Origin of the sequence: Bacteroides graminisolvens, assembly GCF_963666085.1 — a bacterium.
Classification (GTDB): domain Bacteria; phylum Bacteroidota; class Bacteroidia; order Bacteroidales; family Bacteroidaceae; genus Bacteroides; species Bacteroides graminisolvens.
Window position 1 is genome coordinate 2,885,249 of record NZ_OY762556.1, and the last position, 26,087, is coordinate 2,911,335.

A 26,087-nucleotide genomic window follows, 5' to 3' on the forward strand; every position below is an offset into this window, starting at 1 on the left:
CACTAATTTTAAAGCATATGAAAAAGATTGAGGCAATTATCCGTAAAACCAAGTTCGAAGAAGTTAAAGACGCACTTCTGGAAGCGGACATTGAGTGGTTCTCTTATTATGATGTAAGAGGGGTAGGAAAAGCAAGACAAGGACGTATCTATCGTGGAGTGGTATATGATACCAGCTTTATTGAAAGAACCTTGATTTCTATTGTTGTACGCGACAAAAATACAGAGAAGACTGTACAAGCAATTATCAAATCGGCTCAGACCGGTGAAATTGGAGATGGAAGAATCTTTGTTATTCCCATTGAAGATTCCATTCGTATCCGTACCGGTGAGAGAGGTGACATTGCTCTTTATAACGCAGAACAAGAAAAGTAAAATCAGGTTTGACAATAGGTATAATATTATATTAAAATAAGACTCACGATTATGGATACATATAAAAAACATAGCATTGCGAAGCTATGGATTGCAGGCGCCATGATGATGGCATTCTTCTTCGCAACAAGTGCCTTGGCACAAGACACGACAGCAGTAGATAGTACTGCGGTAGCCCCGGCAGTGGCTGAGGCAGTGGCTCCCGCTGCTGAAGCAGCACCCGACACGGTAGGCGATTTGGCATTAGGATTGAACACAGTATGGATGTTATTAGCAGCAGCTCTTGTGTTCTTTATGCAGCCCGGTTTTGCTTTAGTGGAAGCAGGTTTTACCCGGTCAAAGAATACAGCCAATATTTTGATGAAGAACTTTGTTGATTTCTTATTAGGTTCTTTGCTTTATTGGGCTATTGGTTTCGGATTGATGTTTGGAGTTGGAGGTTTTTTAGGTGCTCCGCACTTCTTTGATTTATCTTTCTATTCAGGTAGTTTGCCCGCAGAAGGATTCCTTATTTTCCAAACTGTTTTCTGCGCTACGGCTGCTACTATCGTTTCGGGAGCAATGGCAGAACGCACCAAATTCTCTGCATACATTGTCTATACTGTAATTATCAGTGCAATAATATATCCTATATCCGGTCACTGGACCTGGGGAGGAGGCTGGCTGATGAACGGTGCTGCAGACAGCTTTATGATGACTACTTTCGGAGCTACATTCCATGATTTTGCAGGTTCTACCGTTGTACACTCTGTAGGTGGATGGATTGCATTAGTAGGTGCTGCTATACTAGGCCCGCGTCTTGGTAAATATGGAAAAGATGGCAAATCAAAGGCTATCCCCGGACACAGTTTGACTATGGCAGCATTGGGTGTATTTATCTTATGGTTCGGTTGGTTTGGATTCAACCCCGGCTCACAATTAGCAGCAGCTACAGAGACTGACCGTATTGCCATATCACACGTATTCCTTACAACAAACTTGGCAGCTTGTGCAGGTGGTGTACTAGCCTTGGCTTTAAGTTGGTTTAAGTACAGTAAACCGTCTCTATCATTAACTTTAAATGGTATTTTGGCCGGACTGGTAGGTATTACAGCAGGATGTGATCTTGTTTCTCCGCTTAGTGCAGTAATTATTGGTGCTGTGTGCGGAGTTGTTATGATCTACTCTGTTGAATTTATAGAGAAAGTGTTGAAAATAGACGATCCCGTTGGTGCTTCATCAGTACACGGTGTATGCGGTTTCTTAGGTACAGTGATGACCGGCTTATTTGCTGCCGAAGGCGGACTATTCTTCGGTGGTGGTACTTCACTTTTGCTTGCTCAGTTATTCGGCGCACTTCTTATCGGAGTATGGGCAGCAGGTATGGGTTTCATCTTGTTTAAGGTTCTCGACAGAGCACATGGTCTTCGTGTTACGGCACGTATTGAAGAAGAAGGATTGGACATTTACGAACATGGCGAATCCGCTTACAACTAAAATATATTATCCCGGACGGGCTTGGCCGCCTTTCCGGGAACGAAGAAAGAGTTACTTAAAATTTTTTATCAACAAATCAAATTTCAAATTATGTCAAAATTAAGATTTAGAGTCGTTGAAACAGCCTTCAAAAAGAAAGCTGTGGAGGTAGCTGTACCGGCCGAGCGCCCTTCAGAGTATTTTGGAAAACTCGTGTTTAACCGCACCAAAATGTACAAGTACCTTCCTGGCAAAGTTTACCAGAAATTAGTTGATGCTATTGACAACGGTACTGCACTTGATCGCACTATTGCCGATGATGTAGCTGCCGGTATGAAAAAATGGGCCATTGAAATGGGAGCTACCCATTACACACACTGGTTTCATCCTTTGACAGAAGGCACTGCAGAAAAGCATGATGCATTTGTTGAACATGATGGCAAAGGTGGAATGATGGAAGAATTCTCGGGCAAATTGTTGGTTCAACAAGAACCTGATGCATCGAGTTTCCCTAACGGTGGTATCCGTAACACTTTCGAAGCTAGAGGATACTCTGCCTGGGATCCCTCCTCACCTGCATTTATTGTTGACGATACCTTGTGTATCCCAACCATATTCATAGCATACACCGGCGAATCTTTAGACTATAAAGCTCCTCTTTTGAAAGCATTGAGAGCTGTTGACAAAGCTGCTGTTGAAGTATGCCACTACTTCAATCCTGAAGTGAAAAAAGTATATGCTTATTTGGGCTGGGAACAAGAATACTTCCTAGTTGACGAAGGCTTGTACGCTGCACGTCCCGACTTGTTGCTTACCGGACGTACCTTAATGGGTCACGACAGTGCCAAAAATCAACAGTTGGAAGATCACTACTTTGGTGCCATTCCTACTCGTGTAGCTGCTTTCATGAAAGACCTTGAAATTGAATCATTAAAGCTTGGAATTCCTGTTAAAACCCGCCACAACGAAGTTGCTCCAAACCAATTTGAACTTGCGCCAATCTACGAAGAATGTAACCTGGCTGTTGATCACAACATGCTTATCATGTCTGTTATGCGCAAAGTATCACGTCGTCATGGTTTCCGCGTACTGTTGCACGAAAAACCTTTCAAAGGCGTAAACGGTTCGGGTAAACACAATAACTGGTCATTGGGAACCGATACCGGCGTACTGTTGATGGGACCGGGCAAAACTCCTGAAGAAAACTTGCGTTTCATTACATTCGTTGTTAACACCCTGATGGCTGTTTACAAACACAACGGAGTGCTTAAAGCAAGTATTTCAAGTGCTACCAATGCACACCGTTTGGGAGCCAACGAAGCACCTCCCGCAATCATCTCTTCTTTCTTAGGCAAACAGCTTACACAAGTATTGCAGCACATTGCCGAAAGCACAAAAGATGATTTGATCAGCTTAAGCGGCAAACAAGGATTGAAATTGGATATTCCACAAATTCCTGAATTGCTGATTGACAACACTGATCGTAACCGTACTTCTCCTTTTGCTTTCACAGGTAACCGTTTTGAATTCCGTGCAGTAGGTTCTGAAGCTAACTGTGCATCGGCCATGATTGCTCTTAATGCTGCTTTAGCTGAGCAATTGGTTAAGTTCAAAAAAGACGTTGATACTTTGATTGACAAAGGTGAACCGAAGATTTCTGCTATTCTCGAAATCATCCGCGGATACATCAAAGAGTGCAAGAACATCCATTTCGATGGTAACGGATACAGCGACGAATGGAAAGTTGAAGCAGCTAAACGTGGTTTAGACTGTGAAACAAGCGTTCCTGTTATCTTCGATAATTACTTGAAACCCGAAACCATTGCCATGTTTGAGGCTACCGGTGTTCTTACCAGAAAAGAACTCGAAGCGCGCAACGAGGTTAAATGGGAAACATATACCAAGAAAATTCAAATTGAAGCACGTGTGTTGGGCGATTTAGCCATGAACCACATCATTCCCGTGGCAACACAGTATCAAAGCGATTTGATTGATAACGTGTACAAAATGAAGAATCTGTTCCCGGGTGAAAAAGCTACAAAGCTTTCTGCTAAAAACCTTGAGCTGATTGAGGAAATTGCAGACCGTACAGCATACATCAAAGAACATGTTGACGCCATGATTGAAGCTCGTAAAGTGGCTAACAAGATTGAGAGCGAACGTGAAAAAGCAGTTGTTTATCACGATAAGATTGTTCCTATGCTGGAAGAAATCAGATATCACATTGATAAGCTTGAGTTAATTGTCGACAACCAAATGTGGACACTGCCTAAGTACAGAGAACTCTTGTTTATCAGATAAAGATAAGAATCTAGATAATCTAAAAATTATCTATTTCTTTTGTTGGTTGTTTTAAGTTTGCAGGAGAGGGGTGCCGTGAGGTAGTCCTCTTCTCATTTTTAGGAAATCAAGATTTCAAAGAACGCCGGCAGATTCCATATCACACCTAAAAGCCTGCTCTTCTACCCTATTGCAGGTCTCTTCCTTTTGCATAACAGCTGATAATATCTACTTTGAAAATTGCTCGGGGCAATTTAACAACTGCTCGGGGCAATTGAGTGAATTGGTCGTTGCAATCGAACCAATTGCTCGTGGCAATTTTCTACTCAAATACAATGCACGAACGGGCCCTGATAAGGCATGTATTGAAGTGTAGGAAAAATCACTTGGCAAAGAAAAGCATAAAAAACAGATTAGGTGCAGGACATTTGTCCTACACCCAAACTTTTTTTTATTTTTCTTTTAGGGGGCAAAAAACGTGAGATTGAAATAGAAGCATCACATTCTGTGACACCCAAAAAAACAACTGCTGCTGCTTTCTTTTTCTTCTTCGGCAGAAGAAGTTTTTTCTTTATTTCTTCTATACTTTACTCTTCTTTTCTTTTCTCTTCTATTCTTTTCTCTTCTAGAAACGCGCTTGCAAACAATTGATAATCAGCGTGTTACAAAAGCCATTTTTTGCATGTTTTTTAGTTGTTTTTTAAGCTTCATCTTCAATGATTTCTGCATCCTCAACCGGGGCAATCATTTTATTTTGAGGCTTCAATCTTAGGAATTTAAACCAGTTAATAAGTTCTGCAACGGCATAGACTAAACAAGTAATTCCAATGATGATAAAGGTCGTATTTAATGTTTCAACTGGATTTAATAAAATAATGATTCCTGCCAAGAGTATAAGTACCGGAATCACGTAAAACAGTCCCGGTACTCTCACCCATTTCCTGGCTGAAAACAGTGAAGCAATTTGTTGTATGCCGGCCATGATCAGTATGAATCCCAATAGGAACATTAGTATATTGACAAAGAAATCGGGCATAATAACCAGCCACAAACCTAAGAGGATGCTTCCCACGGCCTCAATCGGAAAACGTGTAGAAAGCTCAGGCATATTTTTACTTGCAAAATAACCCACAATGCTTATTATTCCGGGAATAATAAATAAAATCCCTATGGTTATGGCCATGTAATTAGCAGCCGCATCCGGCCAAACGACCAATACCAAGCCTATAATCATGGCAAATATGATTCTCATCAAAGAATTATTCACTGTTTTCATGCTCATTAGTTATTAAGGATTTATCAATTAAAGACAACTTTCAAGTATCTGCCTGGCTACCGCGGCGGTTACCTTACCGTTTTCGCCGTAAGCCACATTGCGTTCGGTAAATCGTTTCTCAATTTCGTTGATGGTAGCTTCACCAATTTGTTCTTCATTAAGGCGCGTAGTGAGTCCCAGTGAACGGAAAAACTCTTCAGTTTTGGCAATAGCTTTGTTGATACGTTCTTCATTGCTACCTGTGTTGATTTGCCATACTCTTTCAGCATATTGTAGAATCTTACCGGCTTTATCTTCTTTTAAAACCCGCAGCGTAGCCGGATAAACAATGGCCAGCGTATGTCCGTGCGACAAGCCGTGAAGTGCTGTCAGCTCATGCCCAATCATGTGTGTGCCCCAGTCTTGCGATACACCCATGGCAATAAATCCGTTCAAGGCCATAGTAGCAGAAAGCATAAAATCGGCCATCAACTGATAATCAGTTTTGTTTTCACGAATTTTAGGTGCAATTTCAATCAACGTCTGCAAAATAGATTCTGCCCACCTGTCCATCAGGCGAGATTGCCCCGGAGTTGTCATGTACTGCTCCATTACATGCACAAACGTATCAGCTAATCCGCAGGCAATCTGATGATCGGGCAACGTAAAGGTTACTTCCGGATCAAGAATAGAGAACACCGGATAATTAGCAAAAAATGCATGCTTCACTTTCTTTTCATAACTAGAGATGACAGCACCGTTATTCATCTCAGAACCCGTAGCAGGTAGCGTTAGCACCGTTGCTAAAGGCACTGTTCCTGCAGCAGGCTTACCGGTAAGCACCATATCCCAGGCATCACCGTCGTACAACAAACCGGCAGAAATCAGTTTAGTTCCGTCAATGACCGATCCACCACCTACTGCCAACAAAAAATCGACTTTCTTCTCTTTACCCAAAGCAATAGCTTTGCGCAGAGTTTCAATAGAAGGATTGGGCTCAATTCCCCAAAATTCAACGGTATTATAGCCTTGTAAGGCTTTTATTACCTGATCATAAACTCCATTCTTTTTTACACTACCTCCGCCAAAGGTAATCATGATGCTTTTGTCTTTGGGTATTTCATTTGATAGAGTGGCAATGGTACCCTTGCCCATAATTAACTTGACGGGATTTTGAAAACTAAAATTGTACATAGCTACACTTTTTGATTTTAAATTAATATGCTATAAAAATACTCATTTTGAAATAAAACAGCAAGGAAGAAGAAATGTTCTACAAACTTTTTTCAGGTCGACACAAAAAAAAGTAAGATTTTGTTTGGTATTAAAATCAATCTGATTACATTTGCAACCGAATAAGAACAAAATATAATGAGAATAATTTTAGTAAATACAGGTTGGTGGCGCTACTTACAACTCCATAAGGTCGTAAGGTAGCAGTCTCGTGTATATATACTAAAGAAGATATTACAGTTAAAGAGCCCTGTCGAACTTACGACAGGGCTCTTTCTTTTTTCAGACAAAAATTATAATATATATAAAAGCATTATGAAAAGTTTTTTAGTAGATCAAAATGGGTATTACGGCGAGTTTGGTGGAGCATACATTCCGGAAATTCTTCACAAATGCGTGGAAGACCTGAAGAACAATTATCTGAAAGTTTTGCAGAGTGATGACTTCAAAAAAGAGTTTGAACAACTGTTGAGAGATTATGTGGGACGCCCTTCTCCGCTGTATTTGGCAAACCGCCTTTCGGAAAAATACGGATGCAAGATTTACCTAAAACGCGAGGATCTTAACCACACCGGAGCTCATAAAATAAACAATACCGTGGGACAGATTTTGTTGGCTAAACGGATGGGCAAGAAAAGAATTATTGCCGAAACCGGTGCCGGGCAACATGGAGTAGCTACTGCTACGGTTTGTGCCCTAATGGATCTTGAATGCATTGTTTACATGGGCAAAACGGATGTAGAACGCCAACACATTAATGTTGAAAAGATGAAAATGCTGGGTGCTACAGTAGTTCCTGTTACATCGGGAAACATGACATTGAAAGATGCCACTAACGAAGCCATACGCGACTGGTGTTGTCATCCGGCCGATACGTTTTATATTATCGGTTCTACGGTTGGTCCTCACCCCTATCCGGACATGGTAGCCCGTTTGCAATCTATCATCAGCGAGGAAATAAAAAAACAGTTGCTCGAAAAAGAAGGGCGCGATTATCCTGATTACCTGATTGCTTGTGTAGGAGGCGGAAGCAATGCAGCCGGAACCATTTATCATTTTATTGATGACGAACGCATTAAGATTGTATTAGCAGAAGCGGGAGGAAAAGGAGTTAACACGGGGCTTACGGCTGCTACCATTCAATTGGGAAAAACGGGTATCATACACGGGTCACGTACGTATGTTATTCAAAGTGAAGACGGACAGATAGAAGAGCCTTATTCTATTTCAGCCGGATTGGATTATCCGGGTATTGGCCCTATTCATGCTAACCTAGCCGCACAAAGGAGAGCAACTGTCATTGCAATTAATGACGATGAAGCCATTGAAGCTGCTTATGAATTAACCCGAATAGAAGGAATTATTCCGGCACTGGAGTCGGCACATGCCTTGGGAGCACTCAAAAAAATGTCTTTTAAGCCCGAAGATGTGGTGGTACTTACCGTATCTGGTCGAGGCGATAAAGATATAGAGACCTATCTCGATAATGCTCCTGCTCAATAATGAATAAACACAATTACCTTTAAAAACAGGAAATCATGAAACAATTTTCATATAAAACCAATAGCAAGAAAGTGCTGGGAGATATGCATACACCCGTAAGCATTTACTTAAAAGTGAGAGATTTGTACCCTCAGTCGGCATTGATGGAAAGCTCCGATTATCATGCGGGAGAAAACAGTTTATCGTTCATTGCATTGTGTCCCATGGCCAGCGTAGGCATTAACAACGGAAAAGCAACCATGACTTATCCGGATAACACAACAGTAGAAGAAACATTGAGTAAGGCTTTTACTGTAGAAACGGCTCTCAATCGTTTTATCTCTGAGTTTAAGGTTAGTGGCGAGAACTGCAACATTTGCGGATTGTATGGCTACACAACATTCAATGCGGTAAAGTACTTTGAAAATATTCCGGTGAAAGAAAGCCATGACGATTTGAATGATGCTCCCGATGTATTGTATATTTTATATAAGTATATTATCGTATTCAATCATTTTAAAAACGAGCTCACCTTAGTGGAAATGTTATGTGAGGATGAAGAAAGCGGACTGGAACAACTCGAATCGGCCATAGAGAACCGTAATTATGCTTCTTATAACTTCTCAGTTACCGGCCCTGTAACCAGCACCATTACCGATGAACAGCACAAAGCCAATGTCCGCAAAGGAATAGCCCACTGTTTGAGAGGCGATGTGTTTCAAATCGTCTTGTCCAGGCGATTTATACAACCTTACGCAGGCGATGATTTTAAAGTGTACAGAGCTTTGCGAAGTATCAACCCCTCTCCTTACTTGTTTTACTTTGATTTCGGAGGTTATCGCATCTTTGGTTCATCTCCCGAAACACATTGCAAGATTGAAAACGGAAATGCATACATTGACCCCATAGCCGGAACCACTCGCCGCACCGGAGATGCGCTGAAAGATAAAGAGCTGACCGAGGCCTTGCTGGCCGACCCGAAAGAAAATGCGGAACATGTGATGCTGGTTGATCTGGCACGCAATGACTTAAGCCGCAATTGCCACGATGTACGTGTTCTGTTTTACAAAGAGCCACAGTACTACAGTCACGTCATACACTTGGTATCCAGAGTTTGTGGTGAATTGAACGAGGGAGCCAATACCATGAAGGCTTTTATTGATACTTTTCCCGCCGGTACGCTGAGCGGTGCTCCTAAGGTGCGCGCCATGCAGTTGATTAGTGAAATTGAACCGCATAATCGTGGTGCATACGGAGGATGCATAGGGTTCATCGGTCTCAACGGCGAACTGAATCAGGCCATTACCATCCGTACGTTTGTAAGTCGTAACAACGAATTATGGTTCCAAGCCGGAGGTGGTATTGTGGCACGCAGCGAAGACGAATATGAACTGCAAGAGGTGAACAACAAACTAGGTGCATTGAAAAAAGCCATAGACCTGGCAGTTACTTTAAAAAATTAATCCCACTGTTTTATCATTCAATATTTAAAACAATGAAAATACTTATATTAGATAATTACGACTCATTTACGTATAATTTATTGCATTTGGTAAAAGAGCTTGGCGAAGAAGATGTAACGGTTGTAAGAAATGATCAAATTGTGCTAAGCGAGGTGGAACAGTATGATAAAATCATCCTTTCTCCCGGTCCCGGAATACCCGAAGAAGCCGGACTCCTGCTACCGCTCATAAAGGAATATGCCGACAAGAAACCCATATTAGGAGTCTGCCTAGGGCATCAGGCCATAGGCGAAGCCTTTGGTGGCAAACTGGAAAACCTGAAGGAGGTGCATCACGGTGTGCAAACGCCCATCAGCATTATAAAAAGCAATGAATTGTTTAGCGGACTGGAAGGAGAAATATTAGTAGGCAGGTATCACTCCTGGGTTGTTAGTCCGCAAGAATTTCCCGATTGTTTGGAAATAACGGCCGAAAGCAAAGAAGGAGAAGTCATGGCCTTGCGTCACAAACAATACCGTGTATTCGGCATACAGTTTCATCCGGAGTCGGTGTTAACCCCACAAGGTAAAACCATTATCAGTAATTTCTTAAATTTATAATCTTATGAAACAAATATTATACAAACTGTTTGAACACCAATATCTGGGACGCAGCGAAGCGCGAGATATTTTGCAAAACATAGCGCAAGGTAAATACAGTGATGCGCAAATAGCCTCTCTGATTACCGTTTTTCTGATGCGTAACATTTCGGTGGAAGAGCTCTGCGGATTCCGTGATGCCCTACTTGATATGCGCATACCCGTTGACCTCAACGAGTTTTCACCCATCGACATTGTTGGCACCGGTGGTGATGGCAAAAATACATTCAACATATCAACGGCATCTTGTTTTGTATTGGCAGGCGCCGGATATCCGGTGGTGAAGCACGGAAACTATGGCGCAACCTCGGTAAGCGGAGCTAGTAACGTGATGGAACAGCACGGCGTGAAGTTTACCAATGACAATGACAAACTGCGTCGCAGCATGGAACAATGTAACATGGCTTATCTGCATGCACCTTTATTTAACTCGGCCATGAAAGCGGTTGCTCCTGTTAGAAAGGCCTTGGGAGTGCGCACTTTCTTTAATATGCTAGGCCCTTTGGTCAACCCTGTATTTCCGAAATATCAATTACTGGGTGTGTATAACTTGCCTTTGTTGAGATTATACAGTTACACCTATCAGCAAAGTGATACCCAATTTGCCGTAGTACACAGCCTTGACGGATACGATGAAATTTCTCTGACTACCGAGTTTAAAGTAGCCACATCCGGCAATGAAAAGATATATACGCCGGAATCATTAGGCTTTTCGCGCTACCAAGAAGCTGATTTGTATGGAGGAGATACTCCTGAAGAAGCTGCTAAGATATTCAATAATGTATTAAAGAATAAGGCGACAAGTGCCCAACGTGATGTCGTGATTGCTAACTCGGCATTTGCCATACAAGTTATTGAATCGCAGAAATCAATTTTTGAATGCATTGATATGGCCAAAGAGTCTTTGGAAAGCGGCAAGGCTTTACAGGTACTGAATAAATTTGTTGAACTCAACAGCTAAGCAAGATGAAAGATATACTGTCTGAAATTATAGCCAATAAGCGATTTGAGGTTGATTTGCAGAAACAAAGCATATCATTGGAACAGCTTCAAAACAGTTTGGAAACCACAGTTAAACAGCGGTCGCTCAAAGAAGCTTTAAAGAGTTCTTCAAGCGGTATCATTGCTGAATTCAAACGCCGGTCGCCTTCCAAAGGGTGGATCCATCGCAAGGCTCAGGCTGAAGATATTGTGCCCGGATATGCCAATGCAGGTGCTTCCGCTGTATCCATACTGACGGATGAAAAGTTTTTCGGAGGGAATCTGAAAGACATTAAGGATACTCGTCCGCTAATTGATATTCCCATTTTACGGAAAGATTTTATAGTTGATGAATACCAACTTTACCAAGCTAAAATAATAGGTGCCGATGCCGTACTGTTGATTGCTGCTGCATTGAAGAAAGAGGAATTGCACGCTTTGGCTGCCAAAGCGCATGAATTAGGACTGGAGGTTTTGCTGGAAATACACAGTGCTGAAGAGTTGAAGTATATCAATGCAAACATGGATGTCATTGGTATTAATAACAGGAATCTGGGCACGTTTTTTACGGATGTGGAAAACTCTTTCAGGCTGGCTGAACAATTACCATCGGATGCTGTTTTGGTTTCCGAAAGCGGTATTTCTGATCCGGCAACGGTAAAAAGGTTGCAGAAGGCCGGATTTAAAGGTTTTCTTATAGGTGAGAACTTTATGAAAACCGATAATCCCGAGCTGGCTCTGAAATCATTTATTGAAGATCTGAGTACAAATTAATAGTGTAGAACATGATAAATGGTAAACTGATTAAAGTATGCGGCATGCGCGTAGCCGATAACATTGCCGAGGTTGAATCTTTGGGAGTTGACTTGATGGGGTTTATTTTCTATCATAAGTCTCCACGCTACGTGTTTGACATCCCGGCTTATCTACCTACTAAGGCCAAAAGAGTAGGTGTTTTTGTGAACGAAACAAAAGAAATGGTACACACTATTGCCGATCGCTACGGACTGGATTATATTCAGCTACACGGCAATGAATCTCCTGCTTACTGTAAGTCATTGCAGCAATGCGGCATGAAGGTTTTTAAAGCTTTTTCGGTCGACAAGCCCAAGGATTTGAATGGCGTGGAAGAGTATCACGGATTGTGTGACTACTTTGTGTTTGACACCAAGTGTGAGCAATACGGAGGCTCGGGCAATCAGTTCGACTGGAGCTTGCTCGACGAATATAAAGGAAACACTCCTTTTCTGTTGAGCGGTGGCATTAATTTGTATAGTGCAAAGGCATTAAAAGAGTTTCAGCATCCTCAACTGGCAGGCTACGATTTAAACAGTAGGTTTGAAACAGCACCCGGAATGAAAGATATCGGGCGAATACAACTTTTCTTAAAAGAATTACAGCAACAAGACTGAACTCGTTTTTCAGTCATAAAATAAAAAACAATGAATAGAATCAATCATTTATTCAGTAACAAAGAGAAAGACCTGTTATCTATTTACTTTTGTGCAGGTCACCCTACCTTGGAAGGTACCGCTGAGGTTATTAAAACCTTGGAGGACAATGGTGTGAAGATGGTAGAAATAGGTATACCGTTCAGTGACCCTATGGCCGACGGTGTTGTGATACAAAATGCTGCAACACAGGCCTTAAGAAATGGCATGTCCTTGAAAGTTCTTTTTGAACAGCTAAAAGACATTCGCAAAACGGTAACTATTCCACTTGTTTTGATGGGGTATTTGAATCCCATCATGCAATTTGGTTTTGAGCACTTTTGCAAACAGTGCACAGAGTGTGGGGTGGATGGTATGATTATACCCGATCTTCCTTTTAAAGATTACCAAGAACATTACCGTATTATTGCGGAACGGTACAACCTGCGCATCATTATGCTTATTACTCCCGAAACAAGCGAAGAAAGAGTGCGGGAAATTGATGAGCATACCGCTGGCTTTATATACATGGTTTCATCTGCTTCCACTACCGGAGCACAACAAGACTTTGATAGTCAGAAGCGTAATTACTTTAAGAGAATTGAAGAAATGAAACTTCGCAACCCCAGAATGGTTGGATTTGGCATTAGCAATAAAGCAACCTTTAAAGCTGCATGCGAACACGCTTCAGGTGCTATTATAGGAAGTCGTTTCGTTACACTGTTGGAAGAAGAAAAAGACCCACAGCAAGCAATAACTAGTCTGTTGAACGGATTAAAGGAATAAAACGAACTTGTGTTTGAATTAAAATCTGCATATATTATGGCAAATTGTCAGAAATATATGCAGATACATAATAAGTCATATTCAAATGCGATATACTCTTCGGTTAGAACGCTATAATTCATGTTTATTTGTTCTAAAGCTGTATCTTTGCAAAAATAAATATCAGCAACTATGTATATCACTACTGATTATCCATCCGTTTTGCTCATATATACAGGCGGTACAATAGGAATGATTGAAAACCCGGAGACCGGTGCACTCGAGAACTTCAACTTCGATCATCTGATGAAACATGTTCCCGAACTGAAACGATTCAACTATCGCATATCATCTTATCAGTTTGATCCTCCTATCGATTCTTCTGACATGGAACCTTCCTACTGGGCCAAGTTAGTGAAGATCATCAATTATAATTATGATTATTTCGACGGGTTTGTGATTCTTCACGGAACCGATACCATGGCTTATACAGCTTCCGCCTTAAGCTTTATGCTCGAGAATTTGAATAAACCGGTTATACTCACCGGTTCACAGCTACCTATTGGAACGTTGCGTACCGACGGAAAAGAGAATCTGATTACTGCCATAGAGATTGCTGCTGCCAAAAACAGTGACGGAATGCCTATCGTTCCTGAGGTTTGCATTTTCTTTGAAAATCATTTAATGAGAGGTAATCGCACCACCAAGATTAATGCCGAGAACTTCAATGCTTTTCGTTCATTTAATTATCCGGCATTAGCCAGAGTAGGTATTCACATTAAGTATGAACCTTCGCTCATTCTAAAGAGAGATACGGCCCTACCCTTAAAGCCACATTATCTGTTTGATGCCAATGTGGTTATTCTGACTCTGTTTCCGGGTATACAACAAAGCATTGTTTCAGCCGTGCTTCATGTACCCGGCTTAAAGGCTGTCGTTTTAAAAACATTTGGTTCAGGCAATGCTCCTCAAAAAGAATGGTTTATACGTGAACTAAAGGAGGCTACGGAAAGAGGCATTATCATTGTCAACATTACTCAGTGTACTTCCGGTGCAGTTGAAATGGAACGTTACGAAACGGGTATTCATTTGTTGGAAGCCGGAGTGATTAGCGGTTATGACAGTACTCCTGAATCGGCCGTTACCAAATTAATGTTCTTGTTGGGACATGACCTTAGCAACAAGGAGATAAGAAATAAAATGAAAACATCTATTGCGGGTGAAATAAGCAAAAGCAAACACTAAATTCATTGCAAAAATAAGTTGTGTGTGATGGAGCAGTTGATTGTGGACAGAATATACAACTTTAGTAGATACAGAATTTATATACCATGCTATAATAACTGAAAACAAAAACTTTATTCTTTCATATACACCATATTCAACTTGTCAATTATGACTATATTCATGTTAAAAATGCACAAATAGAGCAACAATAGGCTATCGAAAAGCGTTCAAATCTTGTAAATGATTTAACTTTGCAAAATAAAATAAACTTTAAGAGCTTATTATAATTTACTCGTATATGAAAATGACATCAAAACAAACATTAGTTATAGGTTTATTTGCCTTGGCTATTCCATTCACTAGCTGTGTTGATTCTGGCAAAGACCTATTTGACGCTGAAGAAGCTGCTAAACTCTATGCGGAATCCTTTCCTGTTAAAAACGTAGATCCGGATATGGATTGGAAAACGACTGCATCTGCGAATGTTACAGTAAAAGTAAATGCTGATGCAGGTGTTACATACAAAATTGAAATTTTTGATTCCAACCCTTTGGCAGTAAGCAGTACAGCTAAATTGCTGACTTCAGGTGAAGCAAGCAATAATCTTGTTTTTAGCACCAAAATGGACTACCCTTCCGCACTCAATACTGTTTATGTTGCACGAGTGGATGAAAAAGGAAGATATGCTGTTCAACCAGCCACAATTGAGAACGGTGTAATAGATGTTACTTTTGGTAACACATCTACTACTAAAAGCACCAGAGCTACATCCGATGATATTCCAGAAATGGCTGTGCCTTATACTGATGCTCAACTTTCAACAATGCTAGCTTCTGCCACTGAAATTCAAAATAATTGGGATATATCAGCTCCATCTAGTTGGGGGGGGCAGTATTCAGCACCAGTATTCAATCAATCATTGAGATATTTCAAAATAACAAAAGATTTTAATGGCACTTTTAGTGCAACACAAACTAATGTTACTATTAAAATCATTATTACTGCAAAAGTGACTTTAAATCAGTTAACGTCAATAAATTCAGGTGAGTTTATTATTGCAGATGGTGGCGAATTAGTTCTAAACAACCAGTTAACGCTTACTAATGGCGGATATGTAACCGTATTAGGAGGTGGTAAGATATCGGGTAGTACTTTGTATTTTGCAAATGCGTCTAATGGAATTGCAAACTACAACGGAGGTACTATCAACTTAACAAACCTAGATATAAGTTGTGCAGGAACTTTTTATAATGCAGGAACAATGACTTTAGGCAAGTATAATGCTTCAAGCACTGATATGCAGTTGGTTAATCGTGGAAACATTAAAGCTACCGAAATATTTGGCAACAACAACACTGATATTAAGAATGCTTGTTATATAGAAGTCACAAACAATCTTACTGCTAGAAAATTTATACTTGGAAGCAATTCGGCCATTAAATGTGGAAGCTTTACCTCTGATGGAAGCAACGGTTTAACCATGATTATGAATAGCAATTCCATGTTTGAATGTACTGGCAATATCAGTTTAAAGCGCAATATAACAGGACCAACAACAGGTAAGGCCTTACTTAAATTTGATGGTAGCAAAATACAAGATAATATTAAATATGCTAATTCTACCACCTCTAATAACGTTATTTGTGAGGTTGCCAACCAAAATCCTAGTGGTGGAATATATACATGGCAGTTTAACAACTACGATTGGTTTGTTTATGGCTTAAAAGACGGAGCTACTATCTGCAATCCGGGCAAAGCAGACTTTTTACTACCTGCAGGAGATTGCACAGGTGCAGGTTATACTCCCGAAAGTACAGGAGATGTAATCACTGTTGATCCTATCGTTTATACTTATGCATTTGAAGATAATTTTCCTAAAGTAGGTGATTATGATTTTAATGATGTTGTAATGGATCTTTCGACCGAGTACACAAAAAGCAATAACAGAATAAAGAGCATCCAGTTAAATGTTACGTTAAAAGCTATTGGAGCAACTAAACAATTAGGTGCTGGATTACGATTAGTAGGTGTTTCTAAAAATGCCATTAAGTCGATTACTTTTAGTGGTGATAAAGATGTATATAGAAACACATTAACTGCTACAAATTCTATATTTGAGAATGCAACCACTGAATCTGGTGATAACGATATTGTAATTCCTATTTTTGGCGATGCACATAAGGTTTACGGATATAGTGACAGAACCATGCTTAATACGAGTGGAGTTGAACTTCCCCAGTTATACACATTGAAAATTATCATTGAGCTTGCTGACCAAACTCAATTAATGCCACTTGTCACAAATGATAATCTTGACATGTTTATTGCATACGGCAATTTAGCAAAACGTAGCGAAATACATCTGTATGAATTTAGAAGCTACGGTGCTACTGCTCACGGAAATGTCCACTCTGAGAATTTGGATGTTGCAGGAAATTATACTTGGGGCATAAAAGCTCCGGAGTTCAAATATCCCAAAGAAGGTATCAATATCGTAACCGCATATCCGGAGTTTTCAAAATGGGCGCAGAATAGATTAGAAAATACTAATTGGTATATGAATCCTGAATTAAGCAATGTTTTTTCTAATGAATAATTATTATTAAGCTGTAATGTACTTAATAAAGGCCGAGGCATTCTCGGCCTTTTTACATTTTATGCTCAATGAGTGACACTCAAAATCACAATTATGCGTTTTTAGTTTTAATAAAATAAAAATATCCATATCTTTGCTAAATAATTAATACAAGTAAATCATAAAACATAAATCTCCTTTTATGAAGAAAAAAATAGTTCTTATTGACGACAAAGTTTCAATAGCCAAAGTGGTATCGATCTATCTTAGTTCGGAATACGAGCTTATATATTTTGAAAATCCTATAAAAGCTATTGAATGGTTGCAAAAGGGTGATATGCCCGATTTAATCATTTCAGATATTCGCATGCCAGAGATGAGAGGTGACGAGTTTTTGAGTTACATGAAAAAAAACGAACTTTTTAAGTCCATACCCATCATTATGCTTTCTAGTGAAGAGAGTACAACAGAAAGGATTAGGCTTCTTGAAGAAGGCGCGGTTGATTATATCCTCAAACCATTTAACCCGATGGAGTTGAAAGTACGTATCAAGAAAATAATTTAGACAAATGCAATATTTGGTATATGTCGGTGTAAACAATGAAACTATCAATCATTTCTCAAAGTTGTCTGATGGTGTGTTTTGCGCTACGCCTAATTCGGCAAAGGCATCCAATCTAATTGATAGTATTAAAAGCAAAGATGACATTGCAGTACTTTTTGAAAGGCAAAACATTCAAAAGGACTTGCTAGACATTGCATATCTCAGAAAAAAATACCCGTCAGTTTACATGGTGTTAGTTACCAGTGAGCTTACCAAAGAGGAAAGTTTGAAGTATCTGAAGGCTGGCATAAACAATACCATCATACCACAAGCTCAAAAGGAATCGATAACTGATTTATATAGATTTATTCTTATACGTAGTGAAAGTAAAAGCAAAGGCCGATATAAGAAAGAAAAAAAACAGAGTGTAAACAGCTTCCGTTTACCGTTGTGGAAGAGAGTCTTTGATATTATATTTTCATTAGTTGCTCTGTTATTTCTCTCTCCTCTACTATTGGTTACTGCATGTGCTATTGCAGTTGAAAGCAAAGGTAAGATTATCTATAAATCCAAAAGAGTAGGTAGTAATTATCAAATTTTTGATTTCTTAAAATTCAGATCCATGTATTCTGATGCCGATAAGAAACTCAAAGAACTTAATGAATTAAATCAATATCAATCGGAGCAAGATACCATCGAATTACTACCCGATCAAGCTCAAGAAGATACTGTAGAAGATATTATTTTAGTTTCTGATGATTTCGTTATTTCTGAACAAGAATACTTGGTTCAAAAGACTGTTGAGAAAAAGAACAGCTTTGTTAAATTAGAACATGACCCGCGTATCACAAAAGTGGGACGGTTTATTCGAAAATACAGTATTGATGAACTTCCTCAATTGATTAATATATTGAAAGGAGATATGTCAATTGTAGGCAACAGGCCTTTGCCTTTGTATGAAGCCGAACTTCTGACTAGCGATGAATACATAGACCGTTTTATGGCACCGTCCGGGCTGACAGGGCTGTGGCAAGTTGAAAAGCGAGGCGAATCAGGTAAATTATCTGCTGAAGAAAGAAAACAGCTGGATATTATATATGCAAAAAACTTTTCTTTTTGGCTGGATGTGAAAATCATTCTAAAAACATTTACTGCATTTATTCAGAAGGAAGATGTGTAACGTTATTGATTCTCCGCTTTTATCTATTGTGACCATCAACTTTAATGGTTACAAAGATACTTGTGAACTGATTGATTCAATAAAACGCCATATTCACTCTGTTAGCTATGAAATTATTGTAGTTGATAATGCCTCGAGGCAACAAGAAGGCGAACTCATAAAATCAAATTATCCTTGGGTAAGCGTAATCTGTAGCACGGTTAACCTGGGCTTTTCAGGAGGGAATAATCTAGGTATAAAACAAGCTAATGGTGAATATATCTTTCTATTGAATAATGACACTTATGTGTGTGATGACCACTTCGATGTACTTATTAAGCTATTAAAAGAGAATGATCGAATAGGCATTATTTCGCCTAAGATACGTTTTGCAGCTCAACCTCAGCTCATTCAATATGCAGGGTTTACCTCGTTAAGCCATATCACATTAAGAAATAAAGCCATCGGATATGCTGAAGTTGACAATGGACAATTTGATTCAACGTATCAAACGGGGTATGCTCATGGTGCCGCACTTCTCATAAAAAAAACGGTTATTGAGAAGATTGGTTTGATGCCGGATATTTTCTTCTTGTACTATGAAGAACTTGATTGGTGCACAAAGGCTCTGGAAAATAATTATGAAATATGGTATAGCGGTTTAGCCACGGTCTATCATAAGGAGAGTCAAAGTACAGGTGAAGCAAGTCCACTAAAAACCTATTTTATGACAAGAAATCGCTTGTTATATGCGTGGCGGCACAAAGAAGGTTTATGAAGTGGGTTTCTTTGCTATACCTAATCATAGTAGTGTCATTGAGAGATTCATTAAAATTTCTATTATCCGGCAAGTATCACCTTATAAAGGCTACTTGGAAAGGTATTATTGACTTTATTAAATTACCTCATAAATTGAGTTAAACATGAATCTGAGCACCTTTAAAAAACGTATTGCCGAGCATCCTCAGCTAAAGACAAAACTGCATAACTTAATTATGCACCCTATAAAAACTCGCCCCAGATGGTGGGTGCGTGCCGTGTATTTCTTATACTTAAAAAGAGGAAAAGGGTCTGTTATATATAGTAGTGTTCGCAAAGACCTCCCTCCTTTCAATAAATTCTATTTAGGTAAATACTCGGTTATAGAAGATTTTTCATGCATAAACAATGCTGTGGGCGATTTAATTATTGGTGATTATTCAAGAATCGGGCTTAGAAACACCATTATTGGTCCGGTAACAATAGGAAACGATGTGCATACTGCACAGAATGTTACCGTTAGCGGTTTGAATCATAATTATCAAGACGTTACCGTATGTATTGATAAACAAGGAGTATCAACTAATCCTATAATCATAGAAGATGATGTATGGATAGGAGCTAACAGCATTGTATTACCGGGCGTGGTAATTGGCAAACATAGCGTTGTTGCAGCTGGCAGTGTGGTATCTCACTCAATCCCTTCGTACTGTGTATGTGCCGGCATTCCGGCACGCGTCATCAAAAAATATAATTTCTCTTCGCAAGCATGGGAAAAAGTGAACTTATAGCTCCTTGTCTCACTATTAATAATTACTTCTCATAAAGAATATACCACATAAAGGTGATTGCACAGCCACCCGATTCCCATTATCTTTGCAGTATCAGAATTTAATTAATTAGTCATAATTTTATTACGTAGCCACATTTGAGTAAAATTAACAGGTCCTGCCGAAGTGATTCGTCGGGATTTTGTTTTTAATCTCTTTTATACTCTATAAAAAACCTCTTTATCTTTTTTAAAAACATAAAGGCGTTTTTTGAAAACATAAAGAGGTTTTTTATTAAAGATAATGAGCCTTCAAATAGCTACATAAATGACATCTTAAAATTTAATAATAGCTGCTTAATTGAGAAATGAGTCAGCAAACATTATCGTAAAGTGATACGTTATTATATAATCAAAAATATAAAGTAGTAGAACAATGAAAAAACTTATATTAGTAAGGCATGGCGAAAGCCAATGGAACAAAGAGAATCGGTTTACAGGATGGGCAGATGTACCTTTAAGTGAAAAAGGAGAAAATGAAGCTCGTGAAGCCGGCCGATTAATTAAGAATGCGGGAATTAAGATTGATTTGGCCTTTTCTTCTGTGTTGAAACGAGCCATCAAAACGCAACACCTGTTACAAGAAGAAGCCGACCAGATGTGGATTCCTGAAGTTCATCACTGGCGTTTAAACGAGCGGCATTACGGAGCTTTGCAAGGTCTAAATAAGGCAGAAACAGCTGCAAAGTACGGAGACGAACAGGTGCATATCTGGAGACGAAGTTTTGATATAACCCCTCCTCTACTCTCTCCTGATGACGAACGTTGTGCTAATCATGAAAGTAAATATGCAAAATTAGATCAAAGTTTACTTCCGCTAAGTGAGTCTCTTAAACTAACAATAGATAGAGTGCTTCCTTTTTGGCACGATGCCATAGCGCCTGCGCTTTTGGATGACAAAACAGTGCTAATTGTAGCGCATGGTAATAGTTTGCGTGCTTTAATTAAGTATCTGGAGCATATTAGTGATGAAAACATTGTGAGCTTGGAGATACCAACAGGGATACCGCAGGTATATGAACTAAATGATGATTTGAAACCCGTTAATCATTACTATTTAAAGTAATAACATAAAAAAATTCCTTCTTCGATTTCTCAAAGAAGGAATTTCTATTATAAAGCGGAGAGACAGGGATTCGAACCCCGGGAACCTCGCAGTTCAACGGTTTTCAAGACCGCCGCAATCGACCACTCTGCCACCTCTCCCAATACTAGTTTATAACGCTTTTCGTTTAAAGCGGTGCAAAGATACATACTATTTTAAAACTTCCAAGCAATATACTAAAAACAAATTATTTTTTTTTAGCTGTCGGGCATTCCACGACCCGTAGAATAACTATATATTAGTATTTTTATGCTGAACAACATAAAAACAGCCTTTATTATAGCTGTATTTCACAAAAAGATAGTAAATTTGCACGCTCTAAAGGATAACTAACCAGTAACTAATAACATTATGGAATCAGTTAAGAAATTCAAAGATGGTCTTTGGAGCAAAGAAATCAATGTGAAGGATTTTGTTAGCAATAACATCAAACCGTATGACGGGGATGCTTCCTTTTTACAAGGACCAACAGAAAGAACTAAACAAATTTGGGATATTTGCCTTCAGGCAATTGAAGAGGAAAGAGCTAATAACGGACTTCGCTCACTAGATAACAAAACAGTATCAACAATTACTTCCCACAAAGCCGGATATATTGATAAAGAGAACGAACTGATCGTTGGCTTACAAACTGATGAATTATTGAGACGTGCCATTAAACCCTTTGGCGGTATCAATGTAGTTGCAAGAGCATGTAAGGAGAACGGTCTGGAAGTTGATGAAAAAGTAAAAGATATTTTCACTCATTACAGAAAGACTCATAATGACGGAGTATTTGATGTGTATACTGATGAAATCCGCTCATTCAGATCATTGGGATTCTTGACCGGATTGCCCGACAATTATGCACGTGGTCGTGTTATCGGTGACTATCGCAGATTGGCTCTTTATGGTATTGACAGACTTATTGAAGCTAAATTACAAGATTTGCAGACTCTGACGGGGCCAATGACTGAGGCACGTATCCGTTTACGTGAAGAAGTTGCTGATCAGATAAAAGCATTGAAGGATATAAAAGTGATGGGCGAATACTACGGATTAGATCTTTCCCGTCCGGCTCACACAGCTCAAGAGGCAGTGCAATGGGTGTATATGGCTTATTTGGCTGCGGTAAAAGAGCAAGACGGTGCAGCCATGTCACTCGGAAATGTTTCTTCATTCTTAGATATCTATATTGATTATGAACTAAGCAATGGAACAATTGATGAAACTTTTGCTCAGGAGCTAATTGATCAGTTTGTGATCAAACTTCGTATGGTTCGTCATTTACGCATGCAATCATACAATGATATATTTGCTGGTGACCCCACATGGGTAACTGAAGCAATTGGAGGACGTTTAAACGATGGTCGTCATAAAGTTACGAAGACATCATTCCGCTTCCTTCAAACATTGTACAACTTAGGACCGTCACCCGAACCAAACATGACAGTTCTTTGGTCACCCGAACTTCCTGAAGGATTCAAAAGTTTCTGCGCCAAAGTTTCTATTGATACTTCTTCTATTCAATATGAGAACGATGATTTGATGCGTAGTGTACGCCATTCTGATGATTACGGAATTGCATGTTGCGTATCATTCCAAGATATAGGACGTCAAATTCAGTTCTTCGGTGCAAGAGCTAATCTTGCAAAAGCTCTCTTATTGGCTATAAATGGAGGACGTTGCGAAAATACAGGCACGTTAATGGTTAAAGATATTCCTGTACTGACAGGTGATGTTTTAAACTTTGACGAGGTAATGGCCAATTACAAAAAGGTATTGAAAGAAATCGCTCGTGTTTATAATGATGCAATGAATATCATTCATTATATGCATGATAAATACTATTACGAAAAGGCTCAAATGGCGTTTGTTGATACCAACCCAAGAATTAACTTGGCATATGGTGCTGCCGGGTTGTCAATTGCAGCCGATTCACTTTCTGCCATTAAGTTTGCCAAAGTAAAAGCACAAAGAAATGATATCGGATTAACAACTGCATTCGATATTGATGGCGATTTTCCTTGTTATGGCAACGATGACGATCGAGTTGATAGCTTGGCAGTTGAGCTTACTCATCATTTTAGTGAAGAATTAAGCAAACTTCCAATATACAAGAATGCACGCCCTACTCTATCCATTCTGACCATTACTTCTAACGTAATGTACGGAACAAAAACAGGCGCTACTCCAGATGGTCGTAAAAAAGGTGTTGCCTTTGCTCCGGGTGCTAACCCCATGCACGGACGCGATGCCAAGGGTGCTATTGCTTCACTTACTTCAGTTGCTAAAATTAGTTATGAAGATGCACAAGACGGGGTAAGTAATACTTTCTCCATTGTGCCTAAATCATTAGGAGTAACAGAAGAAGACCGCGTTGATAACTTAGTAGATATGATGGATGGATATTTCAGTAAAGGAGCACATCACCTTAACGTGAATGTACTTAACAGAGAAATGCTTGAAGATGCTATGGAGCATCCTGAAAAATATCCTCAATTGACCATTCGTGTATCCGGATATGCTGTACATTTTGTAAGCTTAAGCCGTGAACATCAGCTAGAGGTTATTTCTCGCAGTTTTCACAATAGAATGTAATATGATCAAAGTTCATTCATATGAATCAATGGGAACATACGACGGGCCGGGCTTACGGCTCGTCGTTTTCCTTCAAGGATGTAATTTCCGCTGTTTATATTGTGCCAATCCTGATACAATAGCATTACAGGGTGGAACAGTTACTGACGCTGAAGAGATTGTACGAATGGCACTTAGCCAAAAAGCATTCTTCGGGAAAAAAGGAGGTATCACATTCTCAGGAGGAGAGCCTACTTTACAAGCTAAAGAATTAATTCCGCTATTCAAACGCTTGAAAGCTGAAGGCATACATATTTGTTTAGACAGTAACGGAAGCGTATGGAATCAGGATGTTGAAGAGCTGTTGCAACTAACGGATCTTGTATTGCTGGATATAAAACAGTTTAACAGTCAACGCCACCAAGAGCTAACAAAGCACAGTAATTCGCAAACAATAAAGACCGCAGCATGGCTTGAAGAGCACAACAAACCATTCTGGCTAAGATATGTATTGGTTCCGGGATACAGTGACTTCGAAGAAGATATAATGATGTTGGGTGAGCAATTAACCAACTATAAGATGATTCAACGTATTGAGATTCTGCCTTACCATACGCTTGGTGTTCATAAATACGAAATCATGGGTCAAGAGTATCAACTCAAGAATATAAAAGAAAATACGCCCGAACAGATTGAGAAGGCTGCCGGGCTGTTTAAACGTTTTTTTAATTGTGTTTACGTGAACTAATCATTAATATGTAAAGCGGACTCCCGCTTGCAGATTGAAGTTAAAGGGAGTCTCTTTTCGTATTGTTTCAATTTCAGAACCGTCGTCAAAGAAGTAAGCTACACCCGGTTCAAGGTATAATCCTATATTTTTATTTATATTTAATTGTGCTCCCAGCGCACTCGATATAGATAATTGAAGCGGCTTAACTGTTATATCCTCATCGCCCAACTTTCCATATACAGCTTTCTCAATCATTCCACCTCCTGTTACATAAAATGTGAAGCGTTTACTATTTGCAAAATTCCAGTTTAGTTTCAGGGGAATGCCTAGATAATGAATTTTCTGCTCTAATTCTTGACTTCCCCCTACAAATTTAATATCAGATGATAACAATGTGTAGGTTAACCCTGTTTCTAAAGATAGGTTCGAAGTAAGTTCTTTACGTAGCGAAAGTCCAAACGAAATAGGTTGATGATGATTCACGTCACTAATTTCGCTTACTAAATAAGGTACTCCTTCTTTAAAGGAGATACTTTGATTAGATGGTATAGTTATAAAACTATTGGCTACATCCGATAAACTAAGTCTATCGTAACTAGAATACATAAAGGCATCCTCCGTATTTCCTGATGCCCCAGCGGCATTACCAATGTGTACTCCCATTCCCCATTTCTTATGCTTTTTATTTTCGGCAGAAGGTATGTGTAGTTTGTCCCTCGTTGAGGGCTTGCGTTCCACTTTTTTTGTTTCTACAGAAGTGCTGGCAGATGCTTCTACCTCAGTTTCATTTATTCTTTCTTCTTTAGTATCAGCAGCTACTTCGTTTTTATTTTTAAATTCAGTCACTTCTTCTTCGGGCTGAAAAGTCTTCGGGTCCGAATCAATATTTGCCCGTATAAAAGCTTCTATATTCTGTTTTTTTATAACTTGGCTGGATGTATTTGCCAAACTTTCACTCTCTGTTTTATCGTCTTCATTTTCAATTCTTGCAGTAGGGGCTGGTAGCGGCATAACCTTCTCGTCCAGATCATTAGTTATAAATAGGAATGTGACAGCAGTAATAAATAGGGCTATCACTGCTGCAACGCTCATCCAACCATATATCGATATTTTTGGCGCAGTTTTGGAGGAGGGCAATGTATTTTCGAGCCTTTGCCAACCATCTTGAGGCAACGGTTCGGAGTAATCTTTTAAAGATTCTCTCATTTTCTTCATCCACAACTCTTTATCTTCTTTTACCATAT

At 39.4% G+C, this 26,087-nt stretch carries 22 protein-coding genes and 1 tRNA gene; 19 read left to right on the forward strand and 4 right to left on the reverse strand.

What is annotated here, in order from left to right; translation table 11 throughout:
• Positions 1-17: 17 nt before the first annotated feature.
• The 3 genes from ACKPCE_RS12230 to ACKPCE_RS12240 all read left to right on the forward strand — a co-directional run bounded on the left by ACKPCE_RS12230 (position 18) and on the right by ACKPCE_RS12240 (position 4,130).
• The gene (locus ACKPCE_RS12230) at positions 18-374 is read left to right on the forward strand and encodes a P-II family nitrogen regulator (protein WP_319505390.1); all 357 of its coding nucleotides are present in this window, start codon (positions 18-20) and stop codon (positions 372-374) included.
• Positions 375-425: 51 nt separating this feature from the next.
• Positions 426-1,850, forward strand: coding sequence for an ammonium transporter (locus ACKPCE_RS12235; RefSeq protein ID WP_319505391.1), 1,425 nt, complete (start codon positions 426-428; stop codon positions 1,848-1,850).
• 90 nt (positions 1,851-1,940) lie between these two features.
• Complete coding sequence (locus tag ACKPCE_RS12240; RefSeq protein ID WP_319505392.1) at positions 1,941-4,130, forward strand: glutamine synthetase III family protein; 2,190 nt, start codon at positions 1,941-1,943, stop codon at positions 4,128-4,130.
• Positions 4,131-4,809: 679 nt separating this feature from the next.
• On the opposite strand, the gene ACKPCE_RS12245 is transcribed toward ACKPCE_RS12240, so the two are convergent.
• Positions 4,810-5,385: an HdeD family acid-resistance protein gene (locus tag ACKPCE_RS12245; protein ID WP_319505393.1), complete on the reverse strand. Its 576-nt coding sequence runs from the start codon at positions 5,383-5,385 to the stop codon at positions 4,810-4,812.
• 27 nt (positions 5,386-5,412) lie between these two features.
• Positions 5,413-6,558, reverse strand: coding sequence for an iron-containing alcohol dehydrogenase (locus tag ACKPCE_RS12250; RefSeq protein ID WP_319505394.1), 1,146 nt, complete (start codon positions 6,556-6,558; stop codon positions 5,413-5,415).
• A 354-nt stretch (positions 6,559-6,912) separates the two neighbouring features.
• On the opposite strand from ACKPCE_RS12250, the gene trpB reads away from it, so the two are divergent.
• The 14 genes from trpB to gpmA all read left to right on the forward strand — a co-directional run bounded on the left by trpB (position 6,913) and on the right by gpmA (position 21,515).
• Positions 6,913-8,100: a tryptophan synthase subunit beta gene (gene trpB, locus ACKPCE_RS12255; protein ID WP_319505395.1), complete on the forward strand. Its 1,188-nt coding sequence runs from the start codon at positions 6,913-6,915 to the stop codon at positions 8,098-8,100.
• Positions 8,101-8,135: 35 nt separating this feature from the next.
• Positions 8,136-9,542 (forward strand): anthranilate synthase component I family protein, encoded by a 1,407-nt coding sequence (locus ACKPCE_RS12260; RefSeq protein WP_319505396.1) that lies wholly within the window; start codon positions 8,136-8,138, stop codon positions 9,540-9,542.
• A 32-nt stretch (positions 9,543-9,574) separates the two neighbouring features.
• Positions 9,575-10,141 (forward strand): anthranilate synthase component II, encoded by a 567-nt coding sequence (locus ACKPCE_RS12265; protein ID WP_276963345.1) that lies wholly within the window; start codon positions 9,575-9,577, stop codon positions 10,139-10,141.
• A gap of 4 nt (positions 10,142-10,145) precedes the next feature.
• Positions 10,146-11,141, forward strand: a complete 996-nt coding sequence (trpD, locus tag ACKPCE_RS12270) for an anthranilate phosphoribosyltransferase (protein ID WP_319505397.1) — start codon at positions 10,146-10,148, stop codon at positions 11,139-11,141.
• Positions 11,142-11,146: 5 nt separating this feature from the next.
• Positions 11,147-11,935 carry an indole-3-glycerol phosphate synthase TrpC gene (gene trpC, locus ACKPCE_RS12275; RefSeq protein ID WP_319505398.1) on the forward strand — a complete coding sequence of 263 codons (789 nt, stop codon included), beginning with the start codon at positions 11,147-11,149 and terminating at the stop codon, positions 11,933-11,935.
• 11 nt (positions 11,936-11,946) lie between these two features.
• A complete protein-coding gene (locus ACKPCE_RS12280) occupies positions 11,947-12,573 on the forward strand; it encodes a phosphoribosylanthranilate isomerase (RefSeq protein ID WP_319505399.1) in 627 nt (208 codons plus the stop codon).
• Positions 12,574-12,603: 30 nt separating this feature from the next.
• Positions 12,604-13,377, forward strand: coding sequence for a tryptophan synthase subunit alpha (gene trpA / locus ACKPCE_RS12285; protein WP_319505400.1), 774 nt, complete (start codon positions 12,604-12,606; stop codon positions 13,375-13,377).
• A 171-nt stretch (positions 13,378-13,548) separates the two neighbouring features.
• The gene (locus ACKPCE_RS12290) at positions 13,549-14,601 is read left to right on the forward strand and encodes an asparaginase (RefSeq protein WP_407654975.1); all 1,053 of its coding nucleotides are present in this window, start codon (positions 13,549-13,551) and stop codon (positions 14,599-14,601) included.
• Positions 14,602-14,881: 280 nt separating this feature from the next.
• The gene (locus ACKPCE_RS12295; RefSeq protein ID WP_319505401.1) at positions 14,882-17,179 is read left to right on the forward strand and encodes an LruC domain-containing protein; all 2,298 of its coding nucleotides are present in this window, start codon (positions 14,882-14,884) and stop codon (positions 17,177-17,179) included.
• A gap of 181 nt (positions 17,180-17,360) precedes the next feature.
• Positions 17,361-17,723 carry a response regulator gene (locus ACKPCE_RS12300; protein WP_319505402.1) on the forward strand — a complete coding sequence of 121 codons (363 nt, stop codon included), beginning with the start codon at positions 17,361-17,363 and terminating at the stop codon, positions 17,721-17,723.
• Between the two features lie 4 nt (positions 17,724-17,727).
• Positions 17,728-18,882, forward strand: coding sequence for a sugar transferase (locus ACKPCE_RS12305; RefSeq protein ID WP_319505403.1), 1,155 nt, complete (start codon positions 17,728-17,730; stop codon positions 18,880-18,882).
• Positions 18,875-19,639, forward strand: a complete 765-nt coding sequence (locus tag ACKPCE_RS12310; protein ID WP_319505404.1) for a glycosyltransferase family 2 protein — start codon at positions 18,875-18,877, stop codon at positions 19,637-19,639. Before ACKPCE_RS12305 ends, ACKPCE_RS12310 begins: the two co-directional genes overlap by 8 nt.
• 145 nt (positions 19,640-19,784) lie before the next feature.
• Entirely contained in the window at positions 19,785-20,411 is a 627-nt protein-coding gene (locus ACKPCE_RS12315) for an acyltransferase (RefSeq protein WP_319505405.1), read from the forward strand.
• 414 nt (positions 20,412-20,825) lie between these two features.
• Positions 20,826-21,515 carry a 2,3-diphosphoglycerate-dependent phosphoglycerate mutase gene (gpmA, locus tag ACKPCE_RS12320; protein WP_024995631.1) on the forward strand — a complete coding sequence of 230 codons (690 nt, stop codon included), beginning with the start codon at positions 20,826-20,828 and terminating at the stop codon, positions 21,513-21,515.
• Between the two features lie 55 nt (positions 21,516-21,570).
• On the opposite strand, the gene ACKPCE_RS12325 is transcribed toward gpmA, so the two are convergent.
• A tRNA-Ser gene (locus ACKPCE_RS12325) sits at positions 21,571-21,655 on the reverse strand.
• A gap of 250 nt (positions 21,656-21,905) precedes the next feature.
• Between ACKPCE_RS12325 and pflB the strand changes: the two genes are divergently transcribed.
• Both pflB and pflA read left to right on the forward strand, forming a co-directional pair.
• Complete coding sequence (gene pflB, locus ACKPCE_RS12330) at positions 21,906-24,134, forward strand: formate C-acetyltransferase (RefSeq protein ID WP_319505406.1); 2,229 nt, start codon at positions 21,906-21,908, stop codon at positions 24,132-24,134.
• Position 24,135: 1 nt separating this feature from the next.
• Positions 24,136-24,861 (forward strand): pyruvate formate-lyase-activating protein, encoded by a 726-nt coding sequence (gene pflA, locus ACKPCE_RS12335; protein WP_276994008.1) that lies wholly within the window; start codon positions 24,136-24,138, stop codon positions 24,859-24,861.
• Positions 24,862-24,864: 3 nt separating this feature from the next.
• Here pflA and ACKPCE_RS12340 read toward each other — a convergent pair whose 3' ends face one another.
• Entirely contained in the window at positions 24,865-26,085 is a 1,221-nt protein-coding gene (locus ACKPCE_RS12340; RefSeq protein WP_319505407.1) for a Dma1 family dual membrane-spanning anti-sigma factor, read from the reverse strand.
• Positions 26,086-26,087 lie beyond the last annotated feature (2 nt).